The 23,427-nt window shown below is 73.2% G+C and carries 23 protein-coding genes; 8 read left to right on the forward strand and 15 right to left on the reverse strand.

The genetic code is table 11. The features are described from left to right. Positions 1-84 precede the first annotated feature (84 nt). From GUY60_RS13715 to sigE, 3 genes are all read right to left on the reverse strand, one after another. Positions 85-2,061, reverse strand: a complete 1,977-nt coding sequence (locus GUY60_RS13715; RefSeq protein WP_161697420.1) for a trypsin-like peptidase domain-containing protein — start codon at positions 2,059-2,061, stop codon at positions 85-87. 163 nt (positions 2,062-2,224) lie between these two features. Next, positions 2,225-3,211, reverse strand: coding sequence for an anti-sigma factor (locus GUY60_RS13720; RefSeq protein WP_161697422.1), 987 nt, complete (start codon positions 3,209-3,211; stop codon positions 2,225-2,227). Continuing rightward, positions 3,208-3,990 (reverse strand): RNA polymerase sigma factor SigE, encoded by a 783-nt coding sequence (gene sigE, locus GUY60_RS13725; protein ID WP_161697424.1) that lies wholly within the window; start codon positions 3,988-3,990, stop codon positions 3,208-3,210. The genes GUY60_RS13720 and sigE overlap by 4 nt, the downstream gene beginning before the upstream one ends. Before the next feature lie 204 nt (positions 3,991-4,194). Between sigE and GUY60_RS13730 the strand changes: the two genes are divergently transcribed. Then, entirely contained in the window at positions 4,195-4,803 is a 609-nt protein-coding gene (locus tag GUY60_RS13730; protein WP_376771222.1) for an O-methyltransferase, read from the forward strand. Between the two features lie 99 nt (positions 4,804-4,902). On the opposite strand, the gene GUY60_RS13735 is transcribed toward GUY60_RS13730, so the two are convergent. Continuing rightward, positions 4,903-5,070, reverse strand: a complete 168-nt coding sequence (locus GUY60_RS13735) for a DUF3117 domain-containing protein (RefSeq protein ID WP_161697429.1) — start codon at positions 5,068-5,070, stop codon at positions 4,903-4,905. Positions 5,071-5,433: 363 nt separating this feature from the next. Between GUY60_RS13735 and chcB the strand changes: the two genes are divergently transcribed. Beyond that, the gene (gene chcB, locus GUY60_RS13740; RefSeq protein ID WP_161697458.1) at positions 5,434-6,234 is read left to right on the forward strand and encodes a 2-cyclohexenylcarbonyl CoA isomerase; all 801 of its coding nucleotides are present in this window, start codon (positions 5,434-5,436) and stop codon (positions 6,232-6,234) included. Positions 6,235-6,244: 10 nt separating this feature from the next. On the opposite strand, the gene GUY60_RS13745 is transcribed toward chcB, so the two are convergent. After that, positions 6,245-6,829: a DNA-3-methyladenine glycosylase I gene (locus GUY60_RS13745; RefSeq protein WP_161697431.1), complete on the reverse strand. Its 585-nt coding sequence runs from the start codon at positions 6,827-6,829 to the stop codon at positions 6,245-6,247. After that, positions 6,826-7,269 (reverse strand): DivIVA domain-containing protein, encoded by a 444-nt coding sequence (locus GUY60_RS13750; protein WP_161697433.1) that lies wholly within the window; start codon positions 7,267-7,269, stop codon positions 6,826-6,828. The genes GUY60_RS13745 and GUY60_RS13750 overlap by 4 nt, the downstream gene beginning before the upstream one ends. A gap of 190 nt (positions 7,270-7,459) precedes the next feature. Between GUY60_RS13750 and folP the strand changes: the two genes are divergently transcribed. Beyond that, a complete protein-coding gene (gene folP, locus GUY60_RS13755) occupies positions 7,460-8,329 on the forward strand; it encodes a dihydropteroate synthase (protein WP_161697435.1) in 870 nt (289 codons plus the stop codon). A 66-nt stretch (positions 8,330-8,395) separates the two neighbouring features. On the opposite strand, the gene GUY60_RS13760 is transcribed toward folP, so the two are convergent. Together GUY60_RS13760 and dapE are read right to left on the reverse strand one after the other, a co-directional pair. Further along, positions 8,396-9,145: an LOG family protein gene (locus tag GUY60_RS13760; protein WP_161697437.1), complete on the reverse strand. Its 750-nt coding sequence runs from the start codon at positions 9,143-9,145 to the stop codon at positions 8,396-8,398. A gap of 132 nt (positions 9,146-9,277) precedes the next feature. Then, the gene (dapE, locus tag GUY60_RS13765; RefSeq protein WP_161697439.1) at positions 9,278-10,369 is read right to left on the reverse strand and encodes a succinyl-diaminopimelate desuccinylase; all 1,092 of its coding nucleotides are present in this window, start codon (positions 10,367-10,369) and stop codon (positions 9,278-9,280) included. A 74-nt stretch (positions 10,370-10,443) separates the two neighbouring features. On the opposite strand from dapE, the gene GUY60_RS13770 reads away from it, so the two are divergent. Both GUY60_RS13770 and GUY60_RS13775 read left to right on the forward strand, forming a co-directional pair. After that, entirely contained in the window at positions 10,444-11,418 is a 975-nt protein-coding gene (locus GUY60_RS13770; RefSeq protein WP_376771223.1) for a VldE C-terminal domain-containing protein, read from the forward strand. A 326-nt stretch (positions 11,419-11,744) separates the two neighbouring features. Beyond that, a complete protein-coding gene (locus GUY60_RS13775) occupies positions 11,745-12,326 on the forward strand; it encodes an ATP-binding protein (RefSeq protein ID WP_161697443.1) in 582 nt (193 codons plus the stop codon). A 108-nt stretch (positions 12,327-12,434) separates the two neighbouring features. Here the strand turns inward: GUY60_RS13775 and GUY60_RS13780 are convergent, their stop codons facing one another. After that, positions 12,435-13,529: a bifunctional succinyldiaminopimelate transaminase/glutamate-prephenate aminotransferase gene (locus GUY60_RS13780; protein ID WP_161697460.1), complete on the reverse strand. Its 1,095-nt coding sequence runs from the start codon at positions 13,527-13,529 to the stop codon at positions 12,435-12,437. Between the two features lie 112 nt (positions 13,530-13,641). Next, a complete protein-coding gene (gene fdxA, locus GUY60_RS13785) occupies positions 13,642-13,968 on the reverse strand; it encodes a ferredoxin (RefSeq protein ID WP_161697445.1) in 327 nt (108 codons plus the stop codon). A 140-nt stretch (positions 13,969-14,108) separates the two neighbouring features. Here fdxA and GUY60_RS13790 point away from each other — a divergent pair, with 140 nt between their 5' ends. Both GUY60_RS13790 and GUY60_RS13795 read left to right on the forward strand, forming a co-directional pair. After that, entirely contained in the window at positions 14,109-15,107 is a 999-nt protein-coding gene (locus GUY60_RS13790; RefSeq protein WP_161697447.1) for a GNAT family N-acetyltransferase, read from the forward strand. A 31-nt stretch (positions 15,108-15,138) separates the two neighbouring features. Continuing rightward, on the forward strand, positions 15,139-15,969 hold the full coding sequence (locus GUY60_RS13795; protein WP_161697462.1) for a transglutaminase-like and tetratricopeptide repeat-containing protein: 831 nt from the start codon (positions 15,139-15,141) through the stop codon (positions 15,967-15,969). Between the two features lie 106 nt (positions 15,970-16,075). Here GUY60_RS13795 and GUY60_RS13800 read toward each other — a convergent pair whose 3' ends face one another. From GUY60_RS13800 to GUY60_RS13815, 4 genes are all read right to left on the reverse strand, one after another. After that, positions 16,076-18,244, reverse strand: a complete 2,169-nt coding sequence (locus GUY60_RS13800) for a hypothetical protein (protein WP_161697449.1) — start codon at positions 18,242-18,244, stop codon at positions 16,076-16,078. Positions 18,245-18,407: 163 nt separating this feature from the next. Further along, positions 18,408-18,788 carry a DUF6113 family protein gene (locus tag GUY60_RS13805; protein ID WP_161697451.1) on the reverse strand — a complete coding sequence of 127 codons (381 nt, stop codon included), beginning with the start codon at positions 18,786-18,788 and terminating at the stop codon, positions 18,408-18,410. 29 nt (positions 18,789-18,817) lie between these two features. Beyond that, on the reverse strand, positions 18,818-19,756 hold the full coding sequence (mshB, locus tag GUY60_RS13810) for an N-acetyl-1-D-myo-inositol-2-amino-2-deoxy-alpha-D-glucopyranoside deacetylase (RefSeq protein ID WP_161697453.1): 939 nt from the start codon (positions 19,754-19,756) through the stop codon (positions 18,818-18,820). Between the two features lie 34 nt (positions 19,757-19,790). After that, complete coding sequence (locus tag GUY60_RS13815; protein ID WP_161697454.1) at positions 19,791-19,985, reverse strand: hypothetical protein; 195 nt, start codon at positions 19,983-19,985, stop codon at positions 19,791-19,793. A gap of 211 nt (positions 19,986-20,196) precedes the next feature. On the opposite strand from GUY60_RS13815, the gene GUY60_RS13820 reads away from it, so the two are divergent. Next, positions 20,197-22,368, forward strand: a complete 2,172-nt coding sequence (locus GUY60_RS13820; protein WP_187370011.1) for a S9 family peptidase — start codon at positions 20,197-20,199, stop codon at positions 22,366-22,368. A gap of 109 nt (positions 22,369-22,477) precedes the next feature. Here the strand turns inward: GUY60_RS13820 and GUY60_RS13825 are convergent, their stop codons facing one another. After that, positions 22,478-23,383: a hypothetical protein gene (locus tag GUY60_RS13825; RefSeq protein WP_161697456.1), complete on the reverse strand. Its 906-nt coding sequence runs from the start codon at positions 23,381-23,383 to the stop codon at positions 22,478-22,480. Positions 23,384-23,427: the final 44 nt, after the last annotated feature.

Genomic DNA, 23,427 nt, shown 5'->3' on the forward strand with positions numbered 1-23,427 from the left:
GCCCGTGGCGGGGGCCGTGGCGGGGGCCCGTGCACCCACGGCAGGCCAACCGTGGCGGAGCCGGGCCCTCCGGCTCTCCGGCCCTCAGCTGCCCGCCGCGCCCAGTTCCAGGGACAGGGTCTTCTCCTCGCCGCCGCGCTCCAGGGTCAGTTCGAGCCGGTCGCCGGGCCGGTGGGCGCGGATCTTGACGATCAACTCCTCGCCGGAGTGCACCCGCTGGCCGTCCACCTCGGTGATCACGTCGCCCGGCTCGATGCCCGCCTTGTCGCCGGGGCCACCCTTGCTGACCGCGGGCGCCCCGTCGGCGCCCTCCTTCGCCACCCGGGCTCCGTCGCCGTTGTACCGGGTGTCGAGCGTGACCTCGATCACCGGGTGGGTGGCCTTGCCGGTGTTGATCAGTTCCTCGGCGACCCGCTTGGCCTGGTTGATCGGGATGGCGAAGCCGAGGCCGATGGAGCCGGACTGACCGCCGTCGAGCTCGGAGCCGTTGCCCGCCGAGCGGATCGCGCTGTTGATGCCGATGACCCGCGCCTTGTGGTCGACCAGCGGCCCGCCCGAGTTGCCGGGGTTGATCGGGGCGTCGGTCTGCAGCGCGTCCACGTACGACACGTCGCTGCCGTCGCCCTCCTCGCCGCCCGCGGTGATCGGGCGCTCCTTGGCGCTGATGATCCCCGAGGTCACGGTGTTGGACAGGTCGAAGGGCGCGCCGATGGCCACCACCGGGTCGCCGACCTGGACGTTGTCGGAGTTGCCGAGGGGCAGCGGCTTGAGCCCGCTCACCCCGGCGACCTTGACCACCGCGAGGTCGTACCCGGAGTCGCGGCCGACCACCGTCGCCTTGGCCGCCTCGCCCCCGCTGAAGGTCACGGAGACCTCGCCGTCGTCGCCCGCGGGCTCCACGACGTGGTTGTTGGTGAGGATGTGGCCCTTGTCGTCGAGCACGAAGCCGGTGCCGGTGCCCTGTGCGCTGCCGCCGCTGACGTGCAGGGTGACCACGCTGGGCAGCGCGCTCGCGGCGATCCCGGCGACGCTCTCCGGCGCCCGCTCCTTCGACTCCCCGTCCGCCTGCGGGAGTTCGACGGTCGAGATGCCGCCGTGCCGCTCCATGTACGCGCCTACGCCGCCGCCGACACCGCCCGCGACCAGGGCGAGCACCATCGCGGCGAGGAAGATCCGCCCCCGCTTCGGCCGCCGCGCGGGCGCGGGGCCGTCGGGCAGCAACAGCGGCTGCGCGAGCGGCTGCGGCGCCCGCCACGGGTCGTACTGCTGCCACTGCCCGGCCGGCGCCTGCTGCTGCGGCTGCGGCTGCTGGTGCTGCGGCGCGGGCTGCTGCTGTTGCGACGCGGGCTGCTGCGGTGCGGGCTGCTGCGGTGCGGCTTGATGCGCTGTGCCGTGCGGCGGGGCGCTCTGGGGCTGGGTGCCGTGGTGCTGCGCGGCGTGCTGCTGGGTGCCGTGGTGCTGGGTGCCGTGTGGGGGCGTGCCGTTCGCGGGGGTGTTCCCGGTGGGCGCGGCCGGGGTGGGCGGTGTGGCGTACGCCGAGGTGGGCTGCGCCGGCGTGGCCGCCGGGCCCGGAACGGGCGTGCCCTGCGCGGGAGTCGGTACCGGCCGCTGCACGGGCGGCGCCGGGGCCCACGGGCCGGGCTCGCCGTAGGGCGGCGTGCTGTAAGGGTCGGGGTCGTGCAGCGGCTTGGGCCGCCCACCGGAACGGTCACCGGAACGCCCACCGGAGCCCTCAGCGTCCGCTATGGGTTCCGGGCGCCCCTTGGCCAGGACGACACCGGTCGAACTACCTTGAGACGGCGGGGAGTTCACGTCCCCGTCCTCGGCTGTCCGGTCCTGCGGTCGCTCCTCGGGTATCCGGTCCTGAGACTGCTCCTCGGGTATCCGGTCCTGCGACTGCTCCTCGGATATCCGCTCCGGTATCCGCTCCGGCTCGACCCGCGACACAGCGGTCTGCGGCGTCCCCGACGTCTCGTCCGGCGTCTGCCCCCGCTCGGCGCCCCGTGCGGCTGGGCGGCTCCACCACTTCGCCTTCGGCCCGGTGGGCTTGCCCTCGTCCATGCTCTCCCCACAACCGGTCCGCGGCAGGGCCCGCGGGCAGCCACGCGGCGGCTCGCCGCTCGATCAGAGTCCTCGTGCTCCGTGCCCCACTCAGGGCGGCACGGAACACCGAGGATTCAACCAGGTTTGCGAACCGTCGTGCAGACGACCGGGTACGAGGAGGTCAGCGGCGGGACGAAAGGGTCGCGCTCGCCGAGGGCGAAGGCCGCGCCTTCGACGCCCCTGACCGCTTCCCGTCGCCCTCGCCCGCACCCGCCGCCGCGACCGGGAACTGCGGGAACCCGGTAGCCGGACGGCGGATCAGCGGGGAGAGCGCGGTGGAACCCGCGAGCATCGGTGACACCACCGTGTCCTGCAGGGCGCGCGGCCGATGCGGCAGGAAAGGCGCTCCCGGCAACTGCGGCGCCCCCGTCCCCGAGGCCGCCATCGGTGCCGCGAGCGCGCCGGGTCTGCCGGCCTGCTGCGCGCCGACGGGCGGGCCACCACCGCGACGGCGCTGGGCCTCACGGGCGCTGCTGCTGTTCGACCCCTGCGTACGCATCGGGCTCGCCTTGGAGCCGCGTGGGTCCGCCGAGGCGTCACCCGCGGCGGGCGCGCCCGTGGAGACCCCGCCGAGCGCGATCGCCGCGAGCGAGACGGCGCCCGCCGCCGCGAAGGCGAACCGGCGCCCGCGCGAGGCGGCCGCCCGCTCCTGCGCGGACCGCCCCACGTCGTGGATACGGAAACCTCGCTCCCGCGTCCCGTCGGGCAGGCCGGAGCCGGGCAGGACGCCGCCATGGGCGCCCGAAGGGTCGTAACCGAAGGTGTCCCGCGGTGAGTTGAAGATGCTGTCGGGGCGCACGCCGAAGATCGCGTCCGTGACCGGTCCGCCGCCGAAGCCGCCGCGGTCGTCATCGCCCCCGGCGGGCAGTCCCTGCAGCCGGGCGAGGAAAGTCTCGGAGGGCGGCGGGGGCGCCGTGGAGGCGAAGTACGTCTTCAGGCTGCGCTGTGCGTCGGCCTCGGCCTTGCACTTGGCGCAGGTCGCCAGATGCGCGAGCACACGCTCGCGGCTGTCGTGGCTCAACTCGCCGTCCACCAGGGCGGCCAGCCTGTCTCCCAGGTGCTGTTCGGCCAGGTGCCGGTCGGCAGGGTCATGCCGTGATCCGCTCACGCCGTCGCGCCCCCTCCTCCCAGAACGGGCACACCGGTGACCGCGAACGAACGACGCTCGGCGCGGGCCTGGGGCGACCGGTGCTGCAGGGCCTTGCGGAGCTGGGACCGGCCGCGGTGGATCCGGCTGCGGACCGTGCCGAGCTTGACGCCCAGGGTCGCGGCGATCTCCTCGTACGACAGGCCCTCGATGTCGCACAGGACGACCGCGGCGCGGAACTCCGGCGCCAGGGTGTCGAGCGCGTGCTGCACGTCGGCGTCGAAGTGCGTGTCGTTGAAGACCTGTTGGGGCGAGGGCTCACGGCTGGGCAGCCGCTCCGCCGCGTCGTCACCGAGGGCGTCGAAGCGGATGCGCTGGCGGCGGCGGACCATGTCGAGGAAGAGATTGGTCGTGATCCGGTGCAGCCAGCCCTCGAAGGTGCCCGGGGTGTACGTCGACAGGGACCGGAAGACGCGCACGAAAACCTCCTGGGTGAGGTCCTCGGCGTCGTGCTGGTTACCCGTCAGGCGGTACGCGAGGCGGTACACGCGGCCACTGTGCGTGCTGACGATCTCCTCCCAGGTGGGCGGAGTCCACGCCTGGGAATCCGCGTCTGCGGCAAAGGTCGCGGTCTGCGCGGAGTCGGCGGCGCGGTATCGGTCAGCGGTGTTGGTCACGGATTTCGGCTCGACCGCCGACCTGAGGAAGCGGCGCCGCAGTCGCGACAGCCTTCCCCGGCCCTCAGTCGCAGCCGCACCTCCCCTGTCGGCTCTGGTGGTGTCCAGTGGAGCCCCTACCATAGCCACCTCGCCCGTTAGCTCCGGATAAGCGTTTTTACGCGAATTTGGAAGTCGGGCCTCATGTCCCGGCTTTCCTTTCCACCCCTTCTTAACGCCCGGTCCCATCTGCGGGTTCCCGGCCCCAACGGATACAGTCACCGGCAGGCCGAAGGCCGTCGACCACGGGGACAGGAGAGGGTCATTACCGGCAACCGTCAGCCGACCTTGGCGTTCGTGGACGCCTTTGTCGTCGAGGACGAAGCGCTGCACTGGGCCCGGGAGCGCGCCCGGGAGTCGGGGCTTCGCGCGGTGACGCCCGGCACCGGAACCGCGTTGCGGATGCTCGCCGCGGCCGCGGGCGCCAAGGCTGTCGCCGAGATCGGCACCGGAACCGGAGTCTCCGGTATCCACCTCCTGCACGGCATGCGCCCCGACGGCGTCCTCACCACCGTGGACCCCGAACCCGAGCGCCAGCAGTTCGCCCGGCAGGCCTTCCGCGCCGCCGGGTTCGCCAGCAACCGCGCGCGTTTCATCCCCGGCCGCGCCCTCGACGTACTGCCGCGGCTCGCGGACAGCGGATACGACCTGGTGTTCTGCGACGGCGACCGCACGGAGTTCCTGGACTACCTAGCTGAATCGTTGCGCCTGCTGCGCCCCGGCGGTCTCGTCTGCTTCGAGGGCGTCTTCGCCGACGGCCGTACGGTCGACTCGGGACCGCAGCCCGCGGAGGTCGTGAAACTGCGCGAACTGCTGCGCGCGGTGCGGGAGAGCAGCGATCTGGTGCCGTCGATACTGCCGCTCGGCGACGGGCTGCTCTGCGCAGTGAAGCGCTGATCGGAGCCCTGTAGCGGGCCTCCGGTCCCCGGATACGACACTGCCCCGGCACGCTGTTAGTGTGCCGGGGCAGTTGAAAATTGGTGAGCGCTTCCCGCGTCAGCCGGCGACCTTCGTGAGTTCTTCGCCGAGTGCTTGGGCCTCGTCCGGAGTCAGCTCTACCACGAGCCGACCGCCGCCTTCGAGCGGAACGCGCATGACGATGCCCCGCCCCTCCTTGGTCACCTCGAGCGGGCCGTCGCCCGTCCGCGGCTTCATGGCCGCCATGCTCGTTCCCCTTCCTGAAACCAGCTCATCGCAACCGGAGGCGCCATGAGCAGGCGCTGTGTCACCGGCATCGAACACATTGCTTCCCAGCCATTATCCCGCATCGCAGGACCCGATGACCAACATCGGTCTGCATCGCTTGCGCAACGCACTCGACCAAAACCACGCAATTCGGCGATGTGACTGCGATACTGCGCCACTTCGTATGCCCTGCCGGACCTCGATTGTTTGACGCAGGTCACATCCCGGAGCCCATGTCGGGCCCCGATGATCTCCGTCATGCTGTGCTCTGACGACGCTGAACCGACCCTCGCCCACGGCCACGACCGGCCGCCGGGCGCACCCGACGGAGGGGATCCCGACATGGCCGACACCGTGCTCTACGAGGTGAGCGACGGACTCGCGACGATCACCCTGAACCGCCCCGACGCGATGAACGCCATGAACACGGACGCCAAGGTCGCCCTGCGCGACGCGCTCCTGAAGGCGGCCTCCGACGCCGAGGTGCGGGCCGTCCTGATCACCGCGACCGGCCGGGCGTTCTGTGTGGGCCAGGACCTCAAGGAGCACATCGGCCGCCTCACCGAGGACCGCGAGGCGGGCACAAGCGCCACCATGAGCACGGTGCGCGAGCACTACAACCCGATCGTGCGGGCCCTCACCGAGATGCCCAAGCCGGTCGTCGCGGGGGTCAACGGCGTCGCCGCGGGCGCGGGCTTCGGCTTCGCCCTCGCCGCCGACTACCGCGTGGTGGCCGACACCGCCTCGTTCAACACATCCTTCGCCGGGGTGGCGCTCACCGCCGACTCGGGCGTCTCCTGGACGCTGCCCCGCCTCATCGGGCAGAGCCGCGCCGCCGACCTGCTGCTGTTCCCGCGCGGCGTCAAGGCGCAGGAGGCGTACGAGCTGGGCATCGCCAACAAGGTGGTGCCCGCCGACGAGCTCGCCGCCGAGGCGGAGCGGACGGCCCGCGCGCTCGCCGCGGGACCGACCCTCGCGTACGCGGCGATCAAGGAGTCCCTCGCGTACGGCGCCGGGCACAGCCTCGGCGAGACGCTGGAGAAGGAGGACGAACTCCAGACGCGGGCGGGCGCGTCGGCGGACCATCACATCGCCGTCGAGGCGTTCATCGCCAAGGAGCGGCCGAAGTACCTGGGGCGCTGAACCGCGCGGTTCACGCGCGGCGGGCCACGCAGTCGTGCAGGTGGTCGTCGACGAGGCCGCAGGCCTGCATCAGGGCGTACGCCGTCGTGGGGCCGACGAAGCGGAGGCCGCGCTTCTTCAACTCCTTGGAGAGCGCGGTCGATTCGGCGGTGATCGCGGCCACGTCGGCGATCGTGCGCGGCACCGGACGGCCCTCGCGTTCGGGCGCGAACGACCAGATCAGCGCGTCCAGTTCGCCCGGCGCCCAGCCGGCGAGCACCTTGGCGTTGGCGAGGGTCGCGGCGATCTTGGCGCGGTTGCGGATGATGCCCGGGTCGGCGAGCAGCCGGGCGGCGTCGTCGTCCGTGAACGCGGCGACCGCGGAGATCTTGAAGTCGGCGAACGCGCGCCGGAATCCCTCGCGCCGCCGCAGGATCGTGATCCACGAGAGGCCGGACTGGAACGCCTCCAGGCAGAGCCGCTCGTACAGCGCGTCGTCGCCGTGGACCGGGCGGCCCCACTCCTCGTCGTGGTACGCCACGTAGTCCTCGGTGGACAGGGCCCAGGGGCAGCGCAGGGCGCCGTCCGGGCCCGGCACGGCGGTGCCTTCGGTCATCGCTGCGGCTCCTCAGGGGCGGGCGGCTGGTCGCTGGGCGGCTGGTCGGCGGGTGTCGTCGGCGGCGCCTCTGGCGCGTGCTGCTCCTCAGGCGCGTGCTGCTCGTCGACGAGGGCTCGGCCCGCGTCCACCGCCATGGCCTGCGCGCCCGCGAGGGCGGCCTCCAGCTCGGCGATCCGGGCGTCCCGCTCGGCCAGTTCGGCACCGACGCGGCTGAGCGCGTCGTCCACGTCCGCCATGCGGTAGCCGCGCAGCGCGACGGGCAGGCGCAGCTCCTCGACGTCCGCGCGGTGCACCGGGCGGGTCACCGGCAGCGGGTCGGAGAGCCGCTCGGGCGCCGCCTCGGGCAGCGCGGTGGACTCGCCGCCGCCCACGACGGCGAGGGTGACCGCGGCGACCACCACGACCAGCGCGATGAGCAGGAACCAGAACACGACCATCTCCCGGTACGGGCCGCGCGCCGGGCCGGGCCGCCGGACACGCGAAGAGTGCGGACTGACAGAGTCTCCCTGTCGGACGAGCCGTCCCGCGGTCTCTGCCGAGACGCCGGGGAGGGTCGCCACGTCCGATCGTGCCATGCGCCACCGACAGTTAAGGTCGCAGGCGACCGATGCGAGGAGGAATCAGGGGATGCGTAGCCCACTGCGGCTCGGACGGCGTGAGTTCGACGCGCACGAGCCGGTGATCATGGCGATCGTCAACAGAACCCCGGACTCCTTCTACGACCAGGGCGCCACGTTCCGCGACGAACCCGCGCTCGCGCGCGTGGAGCAGGCGGTCGCGGAGGGCGCCGCGATCATCGACATCGGCGGGGTCAAGGCCGGTCCGGGCGAAGAGGTGTCGGCGGCCGAGGAGGCCCGGCGCACCGTCGGCTTCGTGGCCGAGGTGCGGCGCCGCTTCCCGGACGTGGTGATCAGCGTCGACACATGGCGGCACGACGTCGGCGAGGCGGTCTGCGAGGCGGGCGCCGACCTGCTCAACGACGCGTGGGGCGGCGTCGATCCGAAGCTGGCGGAGGTGGCCGCGCGGTACCGCGTGGGCCTGGTGTGCACGCACGCGGGCGGCGCCGAACCGCGTACCCGGCCGCACCGGATCGCGTACGACGACGTGATGGCGGACATTCTGCGGGTGACCCGGCAACTGGCCGAGCGGGCCGTGGAGTTGGGGGTGCCGCGCGAGTCGGTGCTGATCGACCCGGGGCACGACTTCGGCAAGAACACCCGGCACTCCCTTGAGGCGACGCGGCGGCTCGGGGAGATGGTGGAGACCGGCTGGCCGGTGCTGGTGTCGCTGTCCAACAAGGACTTCGTGGGCGAGACCCTGGACCGGCCGGTGAAGGAGCGGGTGATCGGCACCCTGGCGACCACCGCGGTGTCGGCGTGGCTCGGCGCGCAGGTGTACCGGGTGCACGAAGTCGCCGAGACGCGGCAGGTGTTGGACATGGTCGCGACGATCGCGGGGCATCGTGCTCCGGCGGTGGCGCGGCGCGGGTTGGCCTGAGGGCACGGCCCCGCGGTCGTACGAAAAAGCCCCCGCACGCGCGCGTGCGGGGGCGTCAGGCACCTATCAGCGCCCGACCTCCTTCGTCACCAGCATGACCGCCTCCTCCACGTCGTCCGTGACGTGGAACAGCGTCAGGTCGTGCTCCGACGCCTTGCCGCCCGCGATCACGGTGTCGCGGAGCCAGTCGACGAGCCCGCTCCAGTACTCCGTGCCGAACAGCACGATCGGGAAGCGGGTGACCTTGCGGGTCTGGACGAGGGTGAGCGCCTCGAAGAGTTCGTCGAGGGTGCCGAGGCCGCCGGGGAGGACCACGAAGCCCTGCGCGTACTTCACGAACATCGTCTTGCGGACGAAGAAGTAGCGGAAGTTCACGCCGATGTCGACGTGCGGGTTGAGGCCCTGCTCGAAGGGCAGCTCGATGCCGAGGCCGACGGAGATGCCGCTTGCCGCGCGCGCGCCCTTGTTGGCCGCTTCCATCGCGCCGGGGCCGCCGCCCGTGATCACGGCGAACCCGGCCTCGACGAGCGCCTGGCCGATGCGTACGCCCGCGTCGTACTCGGGTGAACCCACGGGTGTGCGGGCCGAGCCGAACACGCTGATCGCGGCCGGGAGTTCGGCGAGCGCGCCGAAGCCCTCCACGAATTCCGACTGGATGCGCATGACCCGCCAGGGGTCGGTGTGCACCCACTCCGAGTCGCCCTCCGAGTCGAGGAGGCGCTGGTCGGTGGTGCCGGGCGTGACCTGTTCACGGCGTCGCACGACCGGCCCGAGGCGCTGCTCCTCCAGCGGACCCTGTGCTTCCGGATTGCCCATGAACGTCCCCTTCCGCTGACAGTGTTGCCGTTTCAGCGTAGGCCGACGACCGTGACGAACGGCGTCATGACGAGCAAGATCGACGTGAACAACCGCGGGCCGCCGACGCAAAGAGCCCCGGCGGCCCCGTGCTCAGGACTCCAGCCAGGCCCGCAGCCGCTCCTCCGCGACCAGGATCTCGGACGTCCGCACCCGCTCGTCGGCCTTGTGCGCGAGCAGCGGGGCGCCGGGCCCGTAGTTCACCGCGGGTACGCCGAGGGCGCTGAAGCGGGAGACGTCGGTCCAGCCGAACTTGGGGCGGGCCTCGCCGCCCACCGCGGCCATGAACGCGGCCGCCGCCGGGTGGTCGAGTCCGGGCCTCGCGCCGCCGGTGTGGTCGTCGACGACGAACTCCTCGACCCCGCAGTCCGCGAAGTAGTCCCGTACGAACTGCTCGGCCTCGGCCATGGAACGGTCCGGCGCGTAGCGGAAGTTGACCACCACGGTGCAGGCGTCGGGGATCACGTTGGTGGCGACGCCGCCCTCGATCCGGACGGCGTTGAGGCCCTCGTGGTACTGGAGCCCGTCGACCACCGGCTTGCGCGGCTCGTACTCCGCGAGCCGGGCGAGGATCGGCGCGGCCTTGTGGATCGCGTTGTCGCCCATCCACGCGCGCGCGGAGTGGGCGCGCTCCCCGGACAGCTTCAGGAAGACCCGCAGGGTGCCCTGGCAGCCGCCCTCGACCTGGCCGTCGCTGGGCTCGAGGAGGATCGCGAAGTCGCCCTCCAGCCAGTCCGGGTGGGCCTCCGCCACATGTCCGAGCCCGTTGAGGTGGGCGGCGACCTCTTCGTTGTCGTAGAACACGAAGGTCAGGTCGCGGTTGGGCGCGGTCACGGTCTGGGCGACCCGCAGCTGGACCGCGACCCCGGACTTCATGTCGCAGGTGCCGCAGCCCCACAGGACGCCGTCGTCGTCGAGCCGGGACGGCACGTTGTCCGCGATCGGCACGGTGTCGATGTGCCCGGCGAGCACGACGCGTTCGGCGTGGCCGAGCCGCGTACGCGCCACGATGTTGTTGCCGTGCCGGTCCACCGTCAGGTGCGGCAGGGCGCGCAGGGCCGTCTCGATCGCGTCGGCCAAGGGCTTCTCGCTGCCGCTCTCCGACGGGAAGTCGACGAGCTGGGCGGTCAGCCGGGCGGCGTCCTGGGTGAGGTCAAGTGCGGTTTCGGATGCGGTTTCGGACATGCCCCGGACCCTACGCCGTCCCTTCACACAGGTGCCGTGCCAGTCGTATCCCGGACTCCAGTACGGTGGGCCGCGTGCCAGAGCAGCCCCCCACCCTCTTCAGGCGCGGCCGCCTCCTGCGTGCCGGAGCGGCCGTCGCCGTGCTGCTCGCGCTGGCCGGCTATCTGGTGCTGCAGTACGAGGGCGGCGGCCGCCCCGCGCCCGGCTGCCGGGTGGTCTCGGCGGGCGGCGACGGCGCGACGTACGAACTGAGCACCCAGCAGGCGGTGAACGCCGCGACGATCTCCGCGGTCGGCACCTCGCGCGGCATCCCGGAGCGGGGTGTGACGATCGCCCTCGCGACCGCCCTGCAGGAGTCCGCGCTGCGCAACATCGACCACGGCGACCGCGATTCGCTCGGCCTCTTCCAGCAGCGGCCCTCGCAGGGCTGGGGCGACACGGAGCAGATCATGGACCCGGTGTACTCGGCCGGGAAGTTCTACGAGTACCTGGAGAAGGTCCCCGGCTACTCACGCCTTCCGCTCACCGTCGCCGCGCAGCGGGTGCAGCGCAGCGGCTACCCGCAGGCGTACGCGAAGCACGAGCCGGACGCCGCGCTGCTCGCCGCCGCGCTGACCGGACGGGCCGCCGCGACGCTGACCTGCGGCACCGAACCGGCGAGCGAGCCCGGCGACCCGGCGGAGGTACGCGCCGCCCTGGTCCGCGACTTCGGCCCGGACGTGCTGCCGGACGAGCCGGACGCGGGCGCGGAGCGGACCGGGGACGGCAAGGCCCCGAAGGGGCGGGCCGTGGCGGTGCCGGTGTCCGCGACGGTCGCCGCGGACGGCCGCGGCGGGCGGCGCGGCTGGGAGTTGGCGCACTGGGCGGTGGCGCACGCCTCCGCGCTGCGGGTGGACCGGGTCTCGTACGCGGGCCGCGAGTGGAGCGCCTCGGATTCCGGGCACAAGTGGCGCAAGGTGACGGACCGGGCGGACGGCCGGAGCGCGGGCGCGCGGGGCGCGCACGGCTCGGGTGGTGCGGACGAGGTAGTGATCGTCACCGCCCAGTAGTGCGGACCCTCACCCGATCGAGCGAGTCGGGTCAGCGTGGGACGACTCCGCGAACGCCCTCGGTCGTCAGCTTCGGCACCATCCCCAAATCCCTTGTGGGGCAAGGGAAAAGAGGATTCTGCAGTACCGGGCCGAGTGGCACCTTTTGCTCTTTGTTTGTCCGCTTTTAGCCGCAGCCGATAATGCGACGCATTACCAACTCTTTACGTTGCCGTCCCGCAACCTTCGTGGCCTTCGAGCGGTAGTCACGGCGTCCGTGGACCGGTCGAGGCCGGACGCACCAGGCGGACAACACCAACGTTCTCTTCCGTCACACAAGGAGCATCATGTCCCTCCCCCTGACCCGCCGGATCGCCCGTGCCGCGCTGCTCGGCGCGGCCGGCGCAGCCTCCGTGGTCGGTGCGGCCGGCTCCGCGAGCGCCGTCGACCTCCCGGCCACGCCCGACCTCGGCGGCCTGACCGCCCTGGACGGCGAGGGCCTGGGCAACACCCTCGACGGTGCGGCGCAGAACGCCACCGGCGTCGCGGGCGAGGCGGGCAGCAAGGCCATCGAGCAGGGCGTTCCGACCGTGGGCAAGACCGTCGGCAAGGCCGGCAAGACCGCCACCCCGGCCGTGCAGCGCACCGCCGGCAGCCTGGCCGGCAGCGCCGGCGAGGTCCTCGGCGAGACCGCGTCCACCGCGACCAAGGACGGCCTTCCGGTCGAGGGCCTGCCCACCGGCGACCTGCCCGACACCGGCGCCGTGACCGAGGGCGCGGTACCGAACCTGATCGGCGGCCTGCCCACGGACGCGCTCGCGGGTGGCCTGCCCACGGACGCCGTGACCAAGGGCGGCCTGCCGACGGACGCACTGACCAAGGGCGGCCTGCCCACGGGCGCGCTCATGGGCGGCCTCCCGCTCGGCTAGTCACCGCCGCGTACGACGGACGGCCCGGCGCCGCCGCGTACCGCACCCGTACGACGAGGGCCCGGGGAGCGTGAACTCCCCGGGCCCTTCCGTGCGTTGAGCCAGTGGCTACGCGAGCCGCTCGACCGCCGCGGCCACCCGCTCGTCCGTCGCCGTGAACGCGACGCGTACGAACTGATCGCCCGCCGGGCCGTAGAAGTCGCCGGGCGCCACCAGGATGCCGAGGCCGGCCAGGTGCGCCACGGTGTCCCAGCAGCTCTCGCCGCGGCTCGCCCACAGGTACAGGCTCGCCTCGCTGTGCTCGATCCGGAAGCCGTGGCCGAGCAGCGCGTCGCGCAGGGCCGCGCGCCGGGCCGCGTACCGGGCGCGCTGCTCCGTGACGTGGCTGTCGTCGCCGAGCGCCGCGATCGTGGCCGCCTGCACCGGGGCGGGCGTCATCATGCCGCCGTGCTTGCGGATCTGAAGGAGCTCGCCGAGCACGTCCGCGTCGCCCGCGAGGAACGCCGCGCGGTAGCCCGCCAGGTTGGACCGCTTGGACAGCGAGTGGACGGCGACGATGCCCTCGAAGGAGCCGCCGCAGACGTCCGGGTGCAGCACCGAGACCGGCTCCGCCTCCCAGCCGAGCTCCAGGTAGCACTCGTCGGAGAAAAGCAGCACGCCGTGCTCACGGGCCCACGCCACCGTGCGGGTCAGCTCGTCCTTGGAGAGCACCCGGCCCGTCGGGTTGGAGGGCGAGTTGAGCCAGAGCAGCTTCAGGCCCTCGGGGTCGAGCTCGGTCGGGTCGTCGTACGCCACGTACTCGGCGCGGGCGAGGCGGGCGCCCACCTCGTACGTCGGGTAGGCCAGGCGCGGGTACGCGACCCGGTCGCCGGGGCCCAGGCCCAGCTGGGTCGGGAGCCAGGCGACCAGTTCCTTGGAGCCGACCACCGGCAGGACGTTGCGGTGCGTGACCTCGCGGGCACCCAGGCGGTGTTCGCACCAGCCACTGATCGCGTCGCGCAGTGCGGGGGTGCCCCACACGGTCGGATAGCCCGGACTGTCGCTCGCGGCCGTCAGCGCTTTCTGGACGAGGTCGGGCACCGGGTCGACGGGGGTGCCGACCGACAGGTCGACGATGCCGCCGGGGTGCGCTGCCGCTGTCGCCTTGTACGGCTCCAGCTTGTCCCAGGGGAAGACGGGGAGGCGCGAAGAGACCGCGCCCACGCTTGGACTCACGGGGCTGCTCACTTTCTCGTACGTACTACGCAAACACCACGGTCCCGTGCGGCAGCAGAGGCCGTACGGGACCGGGGCGTGGTGCTGGGCCGCTGGCCGCTTACTGCTCCTGGTTCTGCGGCGGCAGCTCGGCGATGAAGGCGTGGTCGCGCTCGATCAGGCCGAGCTTGCTGGCACCACCGGGCGAGCCGAGCTCGTCGAAGAACTCGACGTTCGCCTTGTAGTAGTCCTTCCACTCCTCCGGAGTGTCGTCCTCGTAGAAGATCGCCTCGACCGGGCACACCGGCTCACAAGCTCCACAGTCGACGCACTCATCCGGGTGGATGTACAAGGACCGCTTGCCCTCGTAGATGCAGTCGACCGGGCACTCCTCGATGCACGCCTTGTCCTTGACGTCGACACAAGGCTGCGCGATGACGTAGGTCACGCTGTCGTTCCTCCTCGATAGGGCGCTGGCGGGCCTCCTCAGGCTCCGCCGCCTGGCGCGCGGGAGCGCGGCGTCGTCGATGCCCGCACCTAGTATCTCCGTTCCGGGTCATGATCCGAACAGGAGGGGCGGACTGAGCTGTGGAAATCATCGGAGGCGGGCTCCTCGAAGTCCACATCAAGCCTACTGACGTGGGGAAACGAGTGTCGGTTCGGTGCTTGAGCGACGCCGGAATCCCGGGTGAGAAGTTCACCGACACGGTGGGCGTTCTCACATCGTGGACCGAGGGTGTGCTGCTCATCACACGCCGCGGTGGCGAGTCCGTCCGGATCGCGGAATCCACGCTCGTCGCCGGGAAGGTCGTCCCCGCGGCCCCGGCCCGCCGGCGCGGCCCCGCCGCCTCCTTCGAGGAGCTGGCCCGGGTCACGGCGCGGGCCTGGGAACCGGTCGAGAGCGAGCCGCTCGGGGACTGGCGGCTGCGGTCGGCCGCCGGCTTCACCCGGCGCGCCAACTCCGTTCTGCCGCTCGGCGACCCCGGCCTGCCCCTGGACGAGGCGCTCGCGTACGTACGCGGCTGGTACGCGGAGCGGGAGCTGCCCGCGTACATCCAGATCGCGACCGGCGCCGAGGGCACGCAGGAGCTGCTCGGCGCGGAGCTCGCGCGGCGCGGCTGGGTGCGCGAGGTCAGCGCGCAGGTGTGGACCGGCGCGCTCGCCCCGGTCGGCGACCTGGACGCGGACACGGACCGGGTACGGCTCGCGCGGTCGTACGACGAGGGGTGGCTGCGCCGCTACCAGCGGTTCGGGACGCCGGGGCCGCAGGTCACGAAGGTGCTCGGCAGTGGCCCTTCGACCTGGTTCGCCTCGGTGCCCGGCGCGGGCGAGGCGCCCGCGGCCATCGGGCGGTGCGTGGTGGACGGGCGCTGGGCCGGGTTCATGGCCGTCGAGGTCGACCCGGAGCAGCGGCGCCAGGGGCTCGGCTCGGCCGTGATGGCGGCGCTCGCCCGCCGCGCCCTCGACGAGGGGGCGTCGGCGGCGTGGCTGCAGGTCGAGGACGACAACGACGCGGCGCGGGCGCTCTACGGCGGCATGGGGTTCGCCGCCCACCACAGCTACCACCACTACCGAGCGGCCGAGTGAGCCGGTCGGCGTGAGCGGACACGAGGCACCCATGGAACCGGAGCCCACGGACCGGCGGGAGCGGTTCGCGCGCGAGGCGCGCGCCGAGCGGCCGGACCTCGCGCTGCTCTGCCTGCTGCTCGCCGCGGAGGCCGACCCGGCGCTCGACGACGCCGGCATCGACGCCGCCCAGATCGAGCTCGACCGGCTCGCCGGACTGCTGCCGTTCCGCCCCGGCGGCCCGCACGCCTGGGCCACGGCGGTGGCCGAACTCCTCGGCGGGCGCTGCGCGTTCCGCGGTGCGGCCGCCGACTACCAGCGCCTGGAGTCGTCCCTGCTGCACTCGGTGCTGCGGCGGCGGCGCGGGCTGCCGATCCTGCTCTCCGTGGTGTGGATGGAGGTGGCCCGCAGGGCCGGTGCGCCGGTGTACGGGGTGGCGCTGCCGGGGCACTTCGTCGTCGGGTTCGGACCGGCACAGGACCAGGTGCTCGCCGACCCCTTCGACGGCGGCCGGATCCTCGCGGGCACGGAGGCGGAGCGGCTGGTGGCGGGTGCGACGGGGGCGCCGCTCGACCCGTCGATGCTGCGCCCGGCGGACCCGCTGGACATCATGGTGCGCATCCTGAACAACATCCGCGCCTGGGCGGCCACCCGCCTCGAACGCTCCGACGTCGCCCTGTGGGCGGTGGAACTCGCGCTGCTGCTCCCCTCGCACCCGGCCCGGCTGCGCCACGAGCGGGCTCAACTCCTGGTGCGCTGCGGTGAGTTCATCGCCGGGGCGGCTGAGTTGGAGGAGTACGCGCAGGTCGTCGAGACCGTCGACGGGGAGGCCGCGGAGCGGGTGCGGCGGGAGGCCCGCGAGGCTCGGGCGATGCTGAACTGACACGGGTGCGCGCGGGGCGCCGTCGCCGAGCCACTTCCGGGGCGCCCACGCACACACGTACGCGGCACGGCCCTCGGGGGTCGTGCCGCGTACGTGTGAGGTGAACTCAGTTCTGCTGCTGGGGGCCGATCTGGACGATGCGCTCGGCGGGGGTCGCGCCGACCAGGGCGCGGTTCACGGCCTGCGCCACGAGCTGCGGCGTCACCGGCTTCTTGGAGCCGTCGGCCATCTCCATCCGCACCCCGTCGAAGGCGCTGCCGTACAGCGCCTCCAGGGCCGCCAGGTCGTACTTGGGCACCAGCTTGCCGCGCTGGCCCGGCTGCACGCTGACGAACTTGTAGATCGACTTCTCCGGGCTGAACGACACGGTGTGCGCCGCGTCCGTACGTACCGTGATGAGTCCGGACATCGCCGGGGTGGCGAACTCCTTCATCATGCGGTCGACTTCGGCCTTCGGGATGTTCGGGTCGGCCGCGGAGACCGGGAGCTGGACCGGTTCCGCGCTGCCCGTCTCGACCTGGGTGCGATAGGCCGCCTCGACGGCGGTGACCGAGCCCTGCGGGTTGAGCGACTTGCCGGACCTGCCGTACGACGGGACCGCCTTGCCTGGGCGGAACTCGATCGTGGCCTCGGCGGCCGTGCCCGAGGTGCCCGCGACCCGCAGCAGGGCGTCGCGCAGCTTCTCCTTGTCGGTGGGCATCACCGGGTCGACGACGCGCTCGGCGCCGAAGAGGGAGCCGATCACGGAGACCGGGTTGTAGTCGCTCCCGGCGGCCTGGCGGACGGTCTCCTGGGTGTTGACGGACAGGCCCGACTGGGACGGCTTGAGGGTGGCCTCGTCGCCGTCGATGGAGAGCCGCAGCGCCTTGGCCGAGCGCTCCTCCAGGACCGCGTCGAGCTTCTTGACCGCCTCGTCCCGGGTGCCGCCGCCGATGTCGACACCGAGCACCGTGGTGCCCTTCGGTACGTCGGAGTGGTTCATCAGGAGCCCTGCGCCGTACGCGATCCCGGTGACGCCGACGACGGCCGCGCCGATCAGGACCAGCTTGTTGCGGCCCTTCTTCTTCGGGGGCGCCGCCGAGGCAGGGGTGTCGTCCTCGTCGCGCCGGGGCGCGGGCGGGTCGGGGAGTACCGGCGGGGTGTGCGGGGTGTGCGTGCCGTGCTGCGGGAACACGGGGTCGGACTGCGGGCCTGCGGGCACCACGGGGATGCCGCTGGTCAGGGTGTCACCGGAGACGTGCCGACCGCCGGGCGGCGGCCCTTCGCCGGTCCGCGGGTTGAGCAGGGCGGTGTCGTCGGCCATGGCGGGACCGGTCGGGGCGCCGGGGCCCGCGCCGATGCCGCCGCCCGCGCCCGCGCTCTTGCGGAACGCGGCGGGAAGCACCGGGCCGTCACCGGTGGCCGGACCACCCGTCGGCCCCGTCGGCGCCGTCGGACCAGCCGGACCAGCCGGGCCGGACGGACCAGCGGGCGCGCTCGGCGTACCGGCCGGTCCCGGGCCGAAGCGGCTGGGCCGGGGCCCGGACGGGTTGCCCGCGCCGCCCTGGTCGGCCGGGGCGGGGCCTGAAGTGCCGGGCGTACCGGGCGCGTTGTCACCGCCGGGACCGGAGAAGTACGGCAGGTCGCCACGTCGGCCACCGCCCTGGGCGGCGGGAAGCCTGGGCGCACCCGGACCACCGGAAGGAGCACCACCGGACGGGGCACCGCCGGACGGAGCGCCACCGGAGGGCGTGCCGCCGGGAGGCGTGGCACCGGAGGACTTGCCCTGCTTGCGGGGCGCGAACCAGTCACTGGTCGACTCACCGCCCGAGCCGGCCGAGCCGGTCGACCCGGCGGGGGCTGCCGGAGCACCCGGAGCGCCGGGAGCCGGCCTGCGCGGAAGGCCGGAACCACCCGAAGGAGCACCGGACGGGGCACCGGCGGGGGCGCCGCCCGACGGCGGTCCGGCCGGCTCGCGGCCGGCGAGCGGCGACGAGGGGCCCGCGGGCTCCGCGCTGTCGCTGTCGCCGACGGGGGTGCGCATCACGACCGGCGGGATGGGCCGCGAACCGGGGATGTTGATCCGGATGCGGGTGGTCAGCGTGGTCTGCGTCTCCGGCCCGTCCGGGGTCGCGGGCTGCTCGGCCTCGTGCTCGGGGAGCTGGCGCCAGGGGGACGGGTCGGCGCCGTCGGCACCGTCGCCGCCGGGCTGTCCGTACGGCGGTGTCCCCGAGGGGTACGCGGCTCCACCGCGCCCCTGGGGCCCGGAGGACGAACTGTCAGTTTCACGACTCAAGGCAGGTTCTCCCGATCGGCTCCGCCGCCCGCCGATCCTCTATCGGAATAAGCACAGTGCCTGCGCGGGCAGCTCGGCGGCGCGCACCACCATACTGGCCGCTCCCGGCGGGCAGCGGGCGACCGCAGTCAATCCCGTGCGCCCGGAGGCCCAAAGTGGTACGTCACTTCCCAAGTCGGCCGGTGGGGCGCACCGGTTGCGAAGGCACCGCAACCGTGGCACACATCACAGCCACGGCCATACCCCCCAACAAGTAGACATACGAGCCGGTTCCGGCGCCGAACACGAAGTCGCCCTCGGGCCTGCTCGTCGTCAGCAGGATCACCGCGACCAGCCAGCCCACCCCGGCCGCGAAGCCGCCGCTGCGGGTGCCGGTGGCCCGCGACCCGCCGTAACAGACACCGGCCGCGGCGAGCAGCGCGAGCGCCAACCCGCCCGGGAACCAGGCGGCTTGGACGAGGGCGCCCGCGGCGCCCGCGACGGCTCCGACCGCGACGAGGACCACGAAAAGCGCGATCCGGCCGGGCCTGAGGGGCTGGGCCATGAAGCCTCCGGGGGCGTTTCCTGTCGTACTCACGTCGTCACCGTTCCTCGGTCGTCCTGGGGGCGCTCGGCGGTCGCGGCGTGCTCCGGCAGGCCCGCGAAGAGGTCGCTCTCGCGCGCTCCGGGTGCCGCGCCCGAGCGGCCGCGCACCAGCTCGTAGTACTCGATGTCGAACAGCGGCTGCGCCAGGTCGTTGGAGAGCGCGAACCACGGTTCCCGGACGGCGATCTGGGTCGCGTGCGCGCGCATCGCGGCGGCTTTGCGGGCCGCGTACGGGCGGCCGTCGATCTCGGTGGTGATCCGGTCGTCGTCCACCACGCCCGGTACGTCGGCCAGTTCGGCGGCGGTCCACGGCACCCCGGCGTCCTCGCGGAGCCGGGTGAAGAGGCGCTCGCCGACGGAGCGGGGCACCCGGTTCCAGTAGATCTTGGCGATCTCGTGCGGGGCGCCGAGGTCCGTACGGAAGGCGGGGTCGGCGGCGAGCTCCGCGGCGCGGGTCGCGACGCGGTGGGCCTGGATGTGGTCGGGGTGGCCGTAACCGCCGTCGGGGTCGTACGTGACGAGGACCTGGGGGCGCAGCTCGCGGATCACCTCGACGAGCAGCGCCGCGGCCTCGTCCACGTCGGCGGACCAGAAGGCGCCCGCGCGGTGGTTCTGCTCGACGCCCATCATCCCGGAGTCGCGGAACCGTCCGGGGCCGCCGAGGAAGCGGTGGTCGGTGACGCCGAGTTCCCTCATCGCCGCGTCGAGTTCGACGGCGCGATGAGGGCCGAGCCCGTCCTCGCGGTCGGCCGCGAGGTGGGCGAGGGCAGGCGGAATCACCTCGCCCTCCTCCCCGAGCGTGCAGGTCACGAGCGCGACATGGGTGCCCTGTGCGGCGTACGTGGCCATGGTCGCGCCGTTGTTGATCGACTCGTCGTCGGGGTGCGCGTGCACCAGGAGCAGACGCCGGTCCGCCAAATCCGTCATGCCCCAAGCCTACGAGCCCGCGGCACCCCCGCCGTCAGAACTTCAGGTCACCCAGCATGCCCGCCACGTTCGTCGTGACCTCACTGATCGTGGGAGCGATCGAGGAGCTGGCCAGATAGAAACCGAGCAGCACACAGACAGCCGCGTGACCCGCCTTCAACCCTGACTTCTTGACCAGGATGACGACGATGATCGCGAACAGCACCACCGCCGAAATCGACAGGGCCACGGCGGTTCACCTCCAGGGGACGAAAGGACGTCGGACAGCAAGCGGGCGGCCGCATGGGCCGCCTCAACACCGGGTGCTCGTAAGCCCGTTCGGACTCAGTAGGGGTATACCCACCCAGCGCTACGGATCATAACTTTCCGTGTGAAGGCATGGATCGGTGCATGGCAGCACGAGGGGCGCATGGCGGCGGCGCGATCAGTAGCCTCGGGGCATGACCTCCCCACTGTCCCCACAGGCCCTTCCGCCGTCGTTTCCTCGCCGACATGCGCGCACCCTGCGCTTCAGCCTGGGTGCGCCCCGCGCGTTCACCGTCTCGCCGGACGGCGCGCGGGTGGTGTTCCTGCGCTCCCGCTCCGGTACGGACCGTGCTTCCGTGCTCTGGGTCCTCGACGCCGACGCCGCCGCGGACTCCGAGATCGCGGAGCGGGTCGCCGCGGATCCGGTGGCCCTGCTGCGCGGCGCGAGCGAGCAGTTGTCCGCGCGGGAGCGGGCCCGGCGCGAGCGCAGCCGCGAGAGCGGCGCGGGCATCGTCGGCTACGCCACGGACGCCGCCGTGGAGTTGGCGGCCTTCGCGCTGTCGGGCCGCCTCTTCACCGCCGAGCTGCGCGCGGGCACGGCACGTGAACTGCGCGTCCCCGGACCGGTGATCGACCCGCGCCCCTCCCCCGACGGCCGCCATGTCGCGTACGTCAGCGGCGGCGCCCTGCGCGTGGTGGGTGCCGAGGGCGAGGACGACCGGGCCCTCGCCGCGCCCGACCCGGCTCCGGACGCGGCGGCGGACACGGTGGCGTACGGGCTCGCGGAGTTCATCGCGGCCGAGGAGATGGGGCGTTCGCGCGGGTTCTGGTGGTCGCCCGAGTCGGACCGGCTGCTCGTCGCGCGGGTGGACGACGCCCCCGTACAGCGCTGGTGGATCGCCGACCCGGCGCACCCGGAGCGGGAGCCCGCGCCGGTGGCGTATCCGGCGGCGGGCACGCCCAACGCGGACGTGCGGCTGTTCGTGCTCGGTCTGGACGGCACCCGCACCGAGGTCGCCTGGGACCGGGCCAGGTACCCGTATCTGAACCGCGTGCACTGGTCGTCGGCGGGGGCGCCGCTGCTGCTCGTGCAGTCGCGGGACCAGCGCGGCCAGCTGTACCTGGCGGTGGACCCGGACACCGGCTCGACCCGGATGGTGCACGCCGACGAGGACCCGGACTGGCTGGAGCTGTCGCCGGGCGCGCCCGCGTGGACGCCGTCGGGTCAGCTGGTGCGGATCGCGGACGAGGGCGGGGCGCGGGTCCTGAGCGTCGGCGAACGGCCGCTGACAGGACCGCAGTTGCAGGTCCGCGCGGTGCTCGACATCGCCGACGAGGACGTGCTCGTCGCCGCGTCCGCGGGGACGGCGGCCAAGAGCGCCGAGACCGGCGAGACGCATGTGTACCGGGTCAACGAACTGGGCGTGGAGCGGATCTCGCAGGAGCCGGGCGTGCACTCCGCGGTGCGCTCCGGCGGGGTGACCGTGCTCGTCTCGGCACGCCCCGGACACCCCGGCGCGCAGGTGCAGGTGCTGCGGGACGGCAAGCAGCTCGCGCAGATCGCCTCGTACGCGGAGCTGCCGGGCATCACGCCGCGGCTGACGCTCACCGAGGCGGGCGCACGGCGGATTCCGTGCGCCGTCCTGCTCCCCACGGACTACCGCGAGGAGGACGGTCCGCTTCCGGTTCTCCTGGATCCGTACGGCGGGCCGCACCACGCGCGCGTGGTGGCCGCCCACAACCCGTATCTGACGTCGCAGTGGTTCGCCGATCAGGGCTTCGCGGTGCTGATCGCGGACGGCCGGGGCACGCCTGGGCGCAGTCCCGCCTGGGAGAAGGAGATCAGGGACACCATGGCCGCGGTGGTCCTCGACGACCAGGTCGACGCTCTGCACGCGCTCGCGGAGACCTTCCCCTTCGACCTGTCGCGGGTCGCCATCCGCGGCTGGTCGTTCGGCGGCTACCTCGCCGGACTCGCCGCGCTGCGCCGCCCGGACGTCTTCCACGCGGCGGTGGTGGGTGCGCCCGTCACGGACCAGCGGCTGTACGACACCCACTACACGGAGCGCTACCTCGGCGACCCGAAGGCGCAGCCCGCGGTGTACGCGGAGAACTCCCTGGTGACCGACGAGGGGCTGTCCGGCGCGGTGGAGCCCGCGCGGCCGATGATGATCGTGCACGGCCTGGCCGACGACAACGTGGTGATGGCGCACACCCTGCGGCTCTCCTCCGCGCTGCTCGCCGCGGGCCGCCCGCACGAGGTGCTGCCGCTGTCGGGGGTGACCCATATGACGCCGCAGGAGCAGGTCGCGGAGAACCTGCTGCTGCTCCAGGTGGACTTCCTGAAGCGTTCGCTCGGCATGTGATCCGCTCGGCATGTGATCCGCTCGGCATGTGATCCGCTCGGCAGGTGAGACGGGAGGCGGGCCGGAGCGGAACCGCGTACGGGGTGCGTACGCGAACTCGCTCCGGCGCCTACCCGGGCGGCGCGGCGTCAGTCCCGCGCCGGGCGAGCAGGACGAGGAGCAGCGCGCCGGCCATGACGTACCAGAGCGAACTGGCCAGGCTGAGCTGCGCGTTGAGGGGGAGCGAGCCGAGGTCGCGGTAGAGCCCGCCCTTGACGGCCGCGCTGAGGCCGAGGGCGCCCCACAGCACGGCGACGGTGGCCGCGGCCAGGCCGAGCGGGCGAGCGGACCCTCGCCGCCGCAGCGCCGCGACGGCGGCGACGGACGCGAACGCGACGAAGGTGAGCGCCTGCCAGGCGGCCGGGGTGTGGAGCAGGGACAGGACGTTGTTGCGGCTGCCGACGAGGGCGCCCCGGTACACCTCCCAGCCGTACTCCCGGAACCGGTTGACCTCCCACGCGGCCCGCACGCACGCGGTGGCGCCGAGCAGCAGGAAGACGGCGACGGGCCGGACGGCCGCCGCACCGTGGCCGGGTGCGCGCCGCCCCACGACGGCCGCCCCGAGCATGACGACACCGCCCGCCACGGAGACGGCCGCACCGGTCAGGGCGAGGGTGCGCAGGCCCTCGTCGGCCCAGAGCCGGGTCCAGTCGGAGGTCAGGATCCACAGGCTGGGCAGGCGCAGCGCGACGGTGAGCACTCCGGCGGCGACGAGCACCGAGGGCGCGCTCGCGGCGGTGCTCGCGGCGACTGAGCAGACCAGGGCCAGGGTCAGATCGGTCGGACCGCTGGCCCCGACGCCCTGTCCCGCGTCGCCCGCCGAGGGCACGCCCGCCCACATCCACCACACCTGGCCGGGGCCACCGACGGCGACCACGTCCCGCACGATCCACCCGACGGAGACCAGCGCGACCACCGCGCAGGCGCCCCTCCCGACGAGGCGCGCCCCGCGGCCGAGTATCAGCGGCTGACCCATGAGACCTTCATCCTCCCGCCGGGCGGACCGGGCTACAAGGGGAG

It is taken from the genome of Streptomyces boluensis (genome assembly GCF_009908195.1).
Classification (GTDB): Bacteria; Actinomycetota; Actinomycetes; order Streptomycetales; family Streptomycetaceae; genus Streptomyces; species Streptomyces boluensis.

Excerpts from the sequence above, each read along its gene's own strand:
- chcB (WP_161697458.1), top strand. The coding sequence starts at position 5,434 with ATGGCCGACACCGTGCTCTACGAGGTGAGCGACGGACTCGCGACGATC.
- GUY60_RS13735 (WP_161697429.1), bottom strand. The coding sequence starts at position 5,070 with ATGGCGGCCATGAAGCCGCGGACGGGCGACGGCCCGCTCGAGGTGACC.
- GUY60_RS13750 (WP_161697433.1), bottom strand. The coding sequence starts at position 7,269 with ATGGTCGTGTTCTGGTTCCTGCTCATCGCGCTGGTCGTGGTGGTCGCC.
- GUY60_RS13820 (WP_187370011.1), top strand. The coding sequence starts at position 20,197 with ATGACCTCCCCACTGTCCCCACAGGCCCTTCCGCCGTCGTTTCCTCGC.
- GUY60_RS13795 (WP_161697462.1), top strand. The coding sequence starts at position 15,139 with ATGGAACCGGAGCCCACGGACCGGCGGGAGCGGTTCGCGCGCGAGGCG.
- GUY60_RS13775 (WP_161697443.1), top strand. The coding sequence starts at position 11,745 with ATGTCCCTCCCCCTGACCCGCCGGATCGCCCGTGCCGCGCTGCTCGGC.
- GUY60_RS13825 (WP_161697456.1), bottom strand. The coding sequence starts at position 23,383 with ATGGGTCAGCCGCTGATACTCGGCCGCGGGGCGCGCCTCGTCGGGAGG.
- dapE (WP_161697439.1), bottom strand. The coding sequence starts at position 10,369 with ATGTCCGAAACCGCATCCGAAACCGCACTTGACCTCACCCAGGACGCC.
- GUY60_RS13715 (WP_161697420.1), bottom strand. The coding sequence starts at position 2,061 with ATGGACGAGGGCAAGCCCACCGGGCCGAAGGCGAAGTGGTGGAGCCGC.
- GUY60_RS13805 (WP_161697451.1), bottom strand. The coding sequence starts at position 18,788 with ATGGCCCAGCCCCTCAGGCCCGGCCGGATCGCGCTTTTCGTGGTCCTC.
- sigE (WP_161697424.1), bottom strand. The coding sequence starts at position 3,990 with ATGGTAGGGGCTCCACTGGACACCACCAGAGCCGACAGGGGAGGTGCG.
- GUY60_RS13745 (WP_161697431.1), bottom strand. The coding sequence starts at position 6,829 with ATGACCGAAGGCACCGCCGTGCCGGGCCCGGACGGCGCCCTGCGCTGC.
- folP (WP_161697435.1), top strand. The coding sequence starts at position 7,460 with ATGCGTAGCCCACTGCGGCTCGGACGGCGTGAGTTCGACGCGCACGAG.
- mshB (WP_161697453.1), bottom strand. The coding sequence starts at position 19,756 with ATGACGGATTTGGCGGACCGGCGTCTGCTCCTGGTGCACGCGCACCCC.
- GUY60_RS13760 (WP_161697437.1), bottom strand. The coding sequence starts at position 9,145 with ATGGGCAATCCGGAAGCACAGGGTCCGCTGGAGGAGCAGCGCCTCGGG.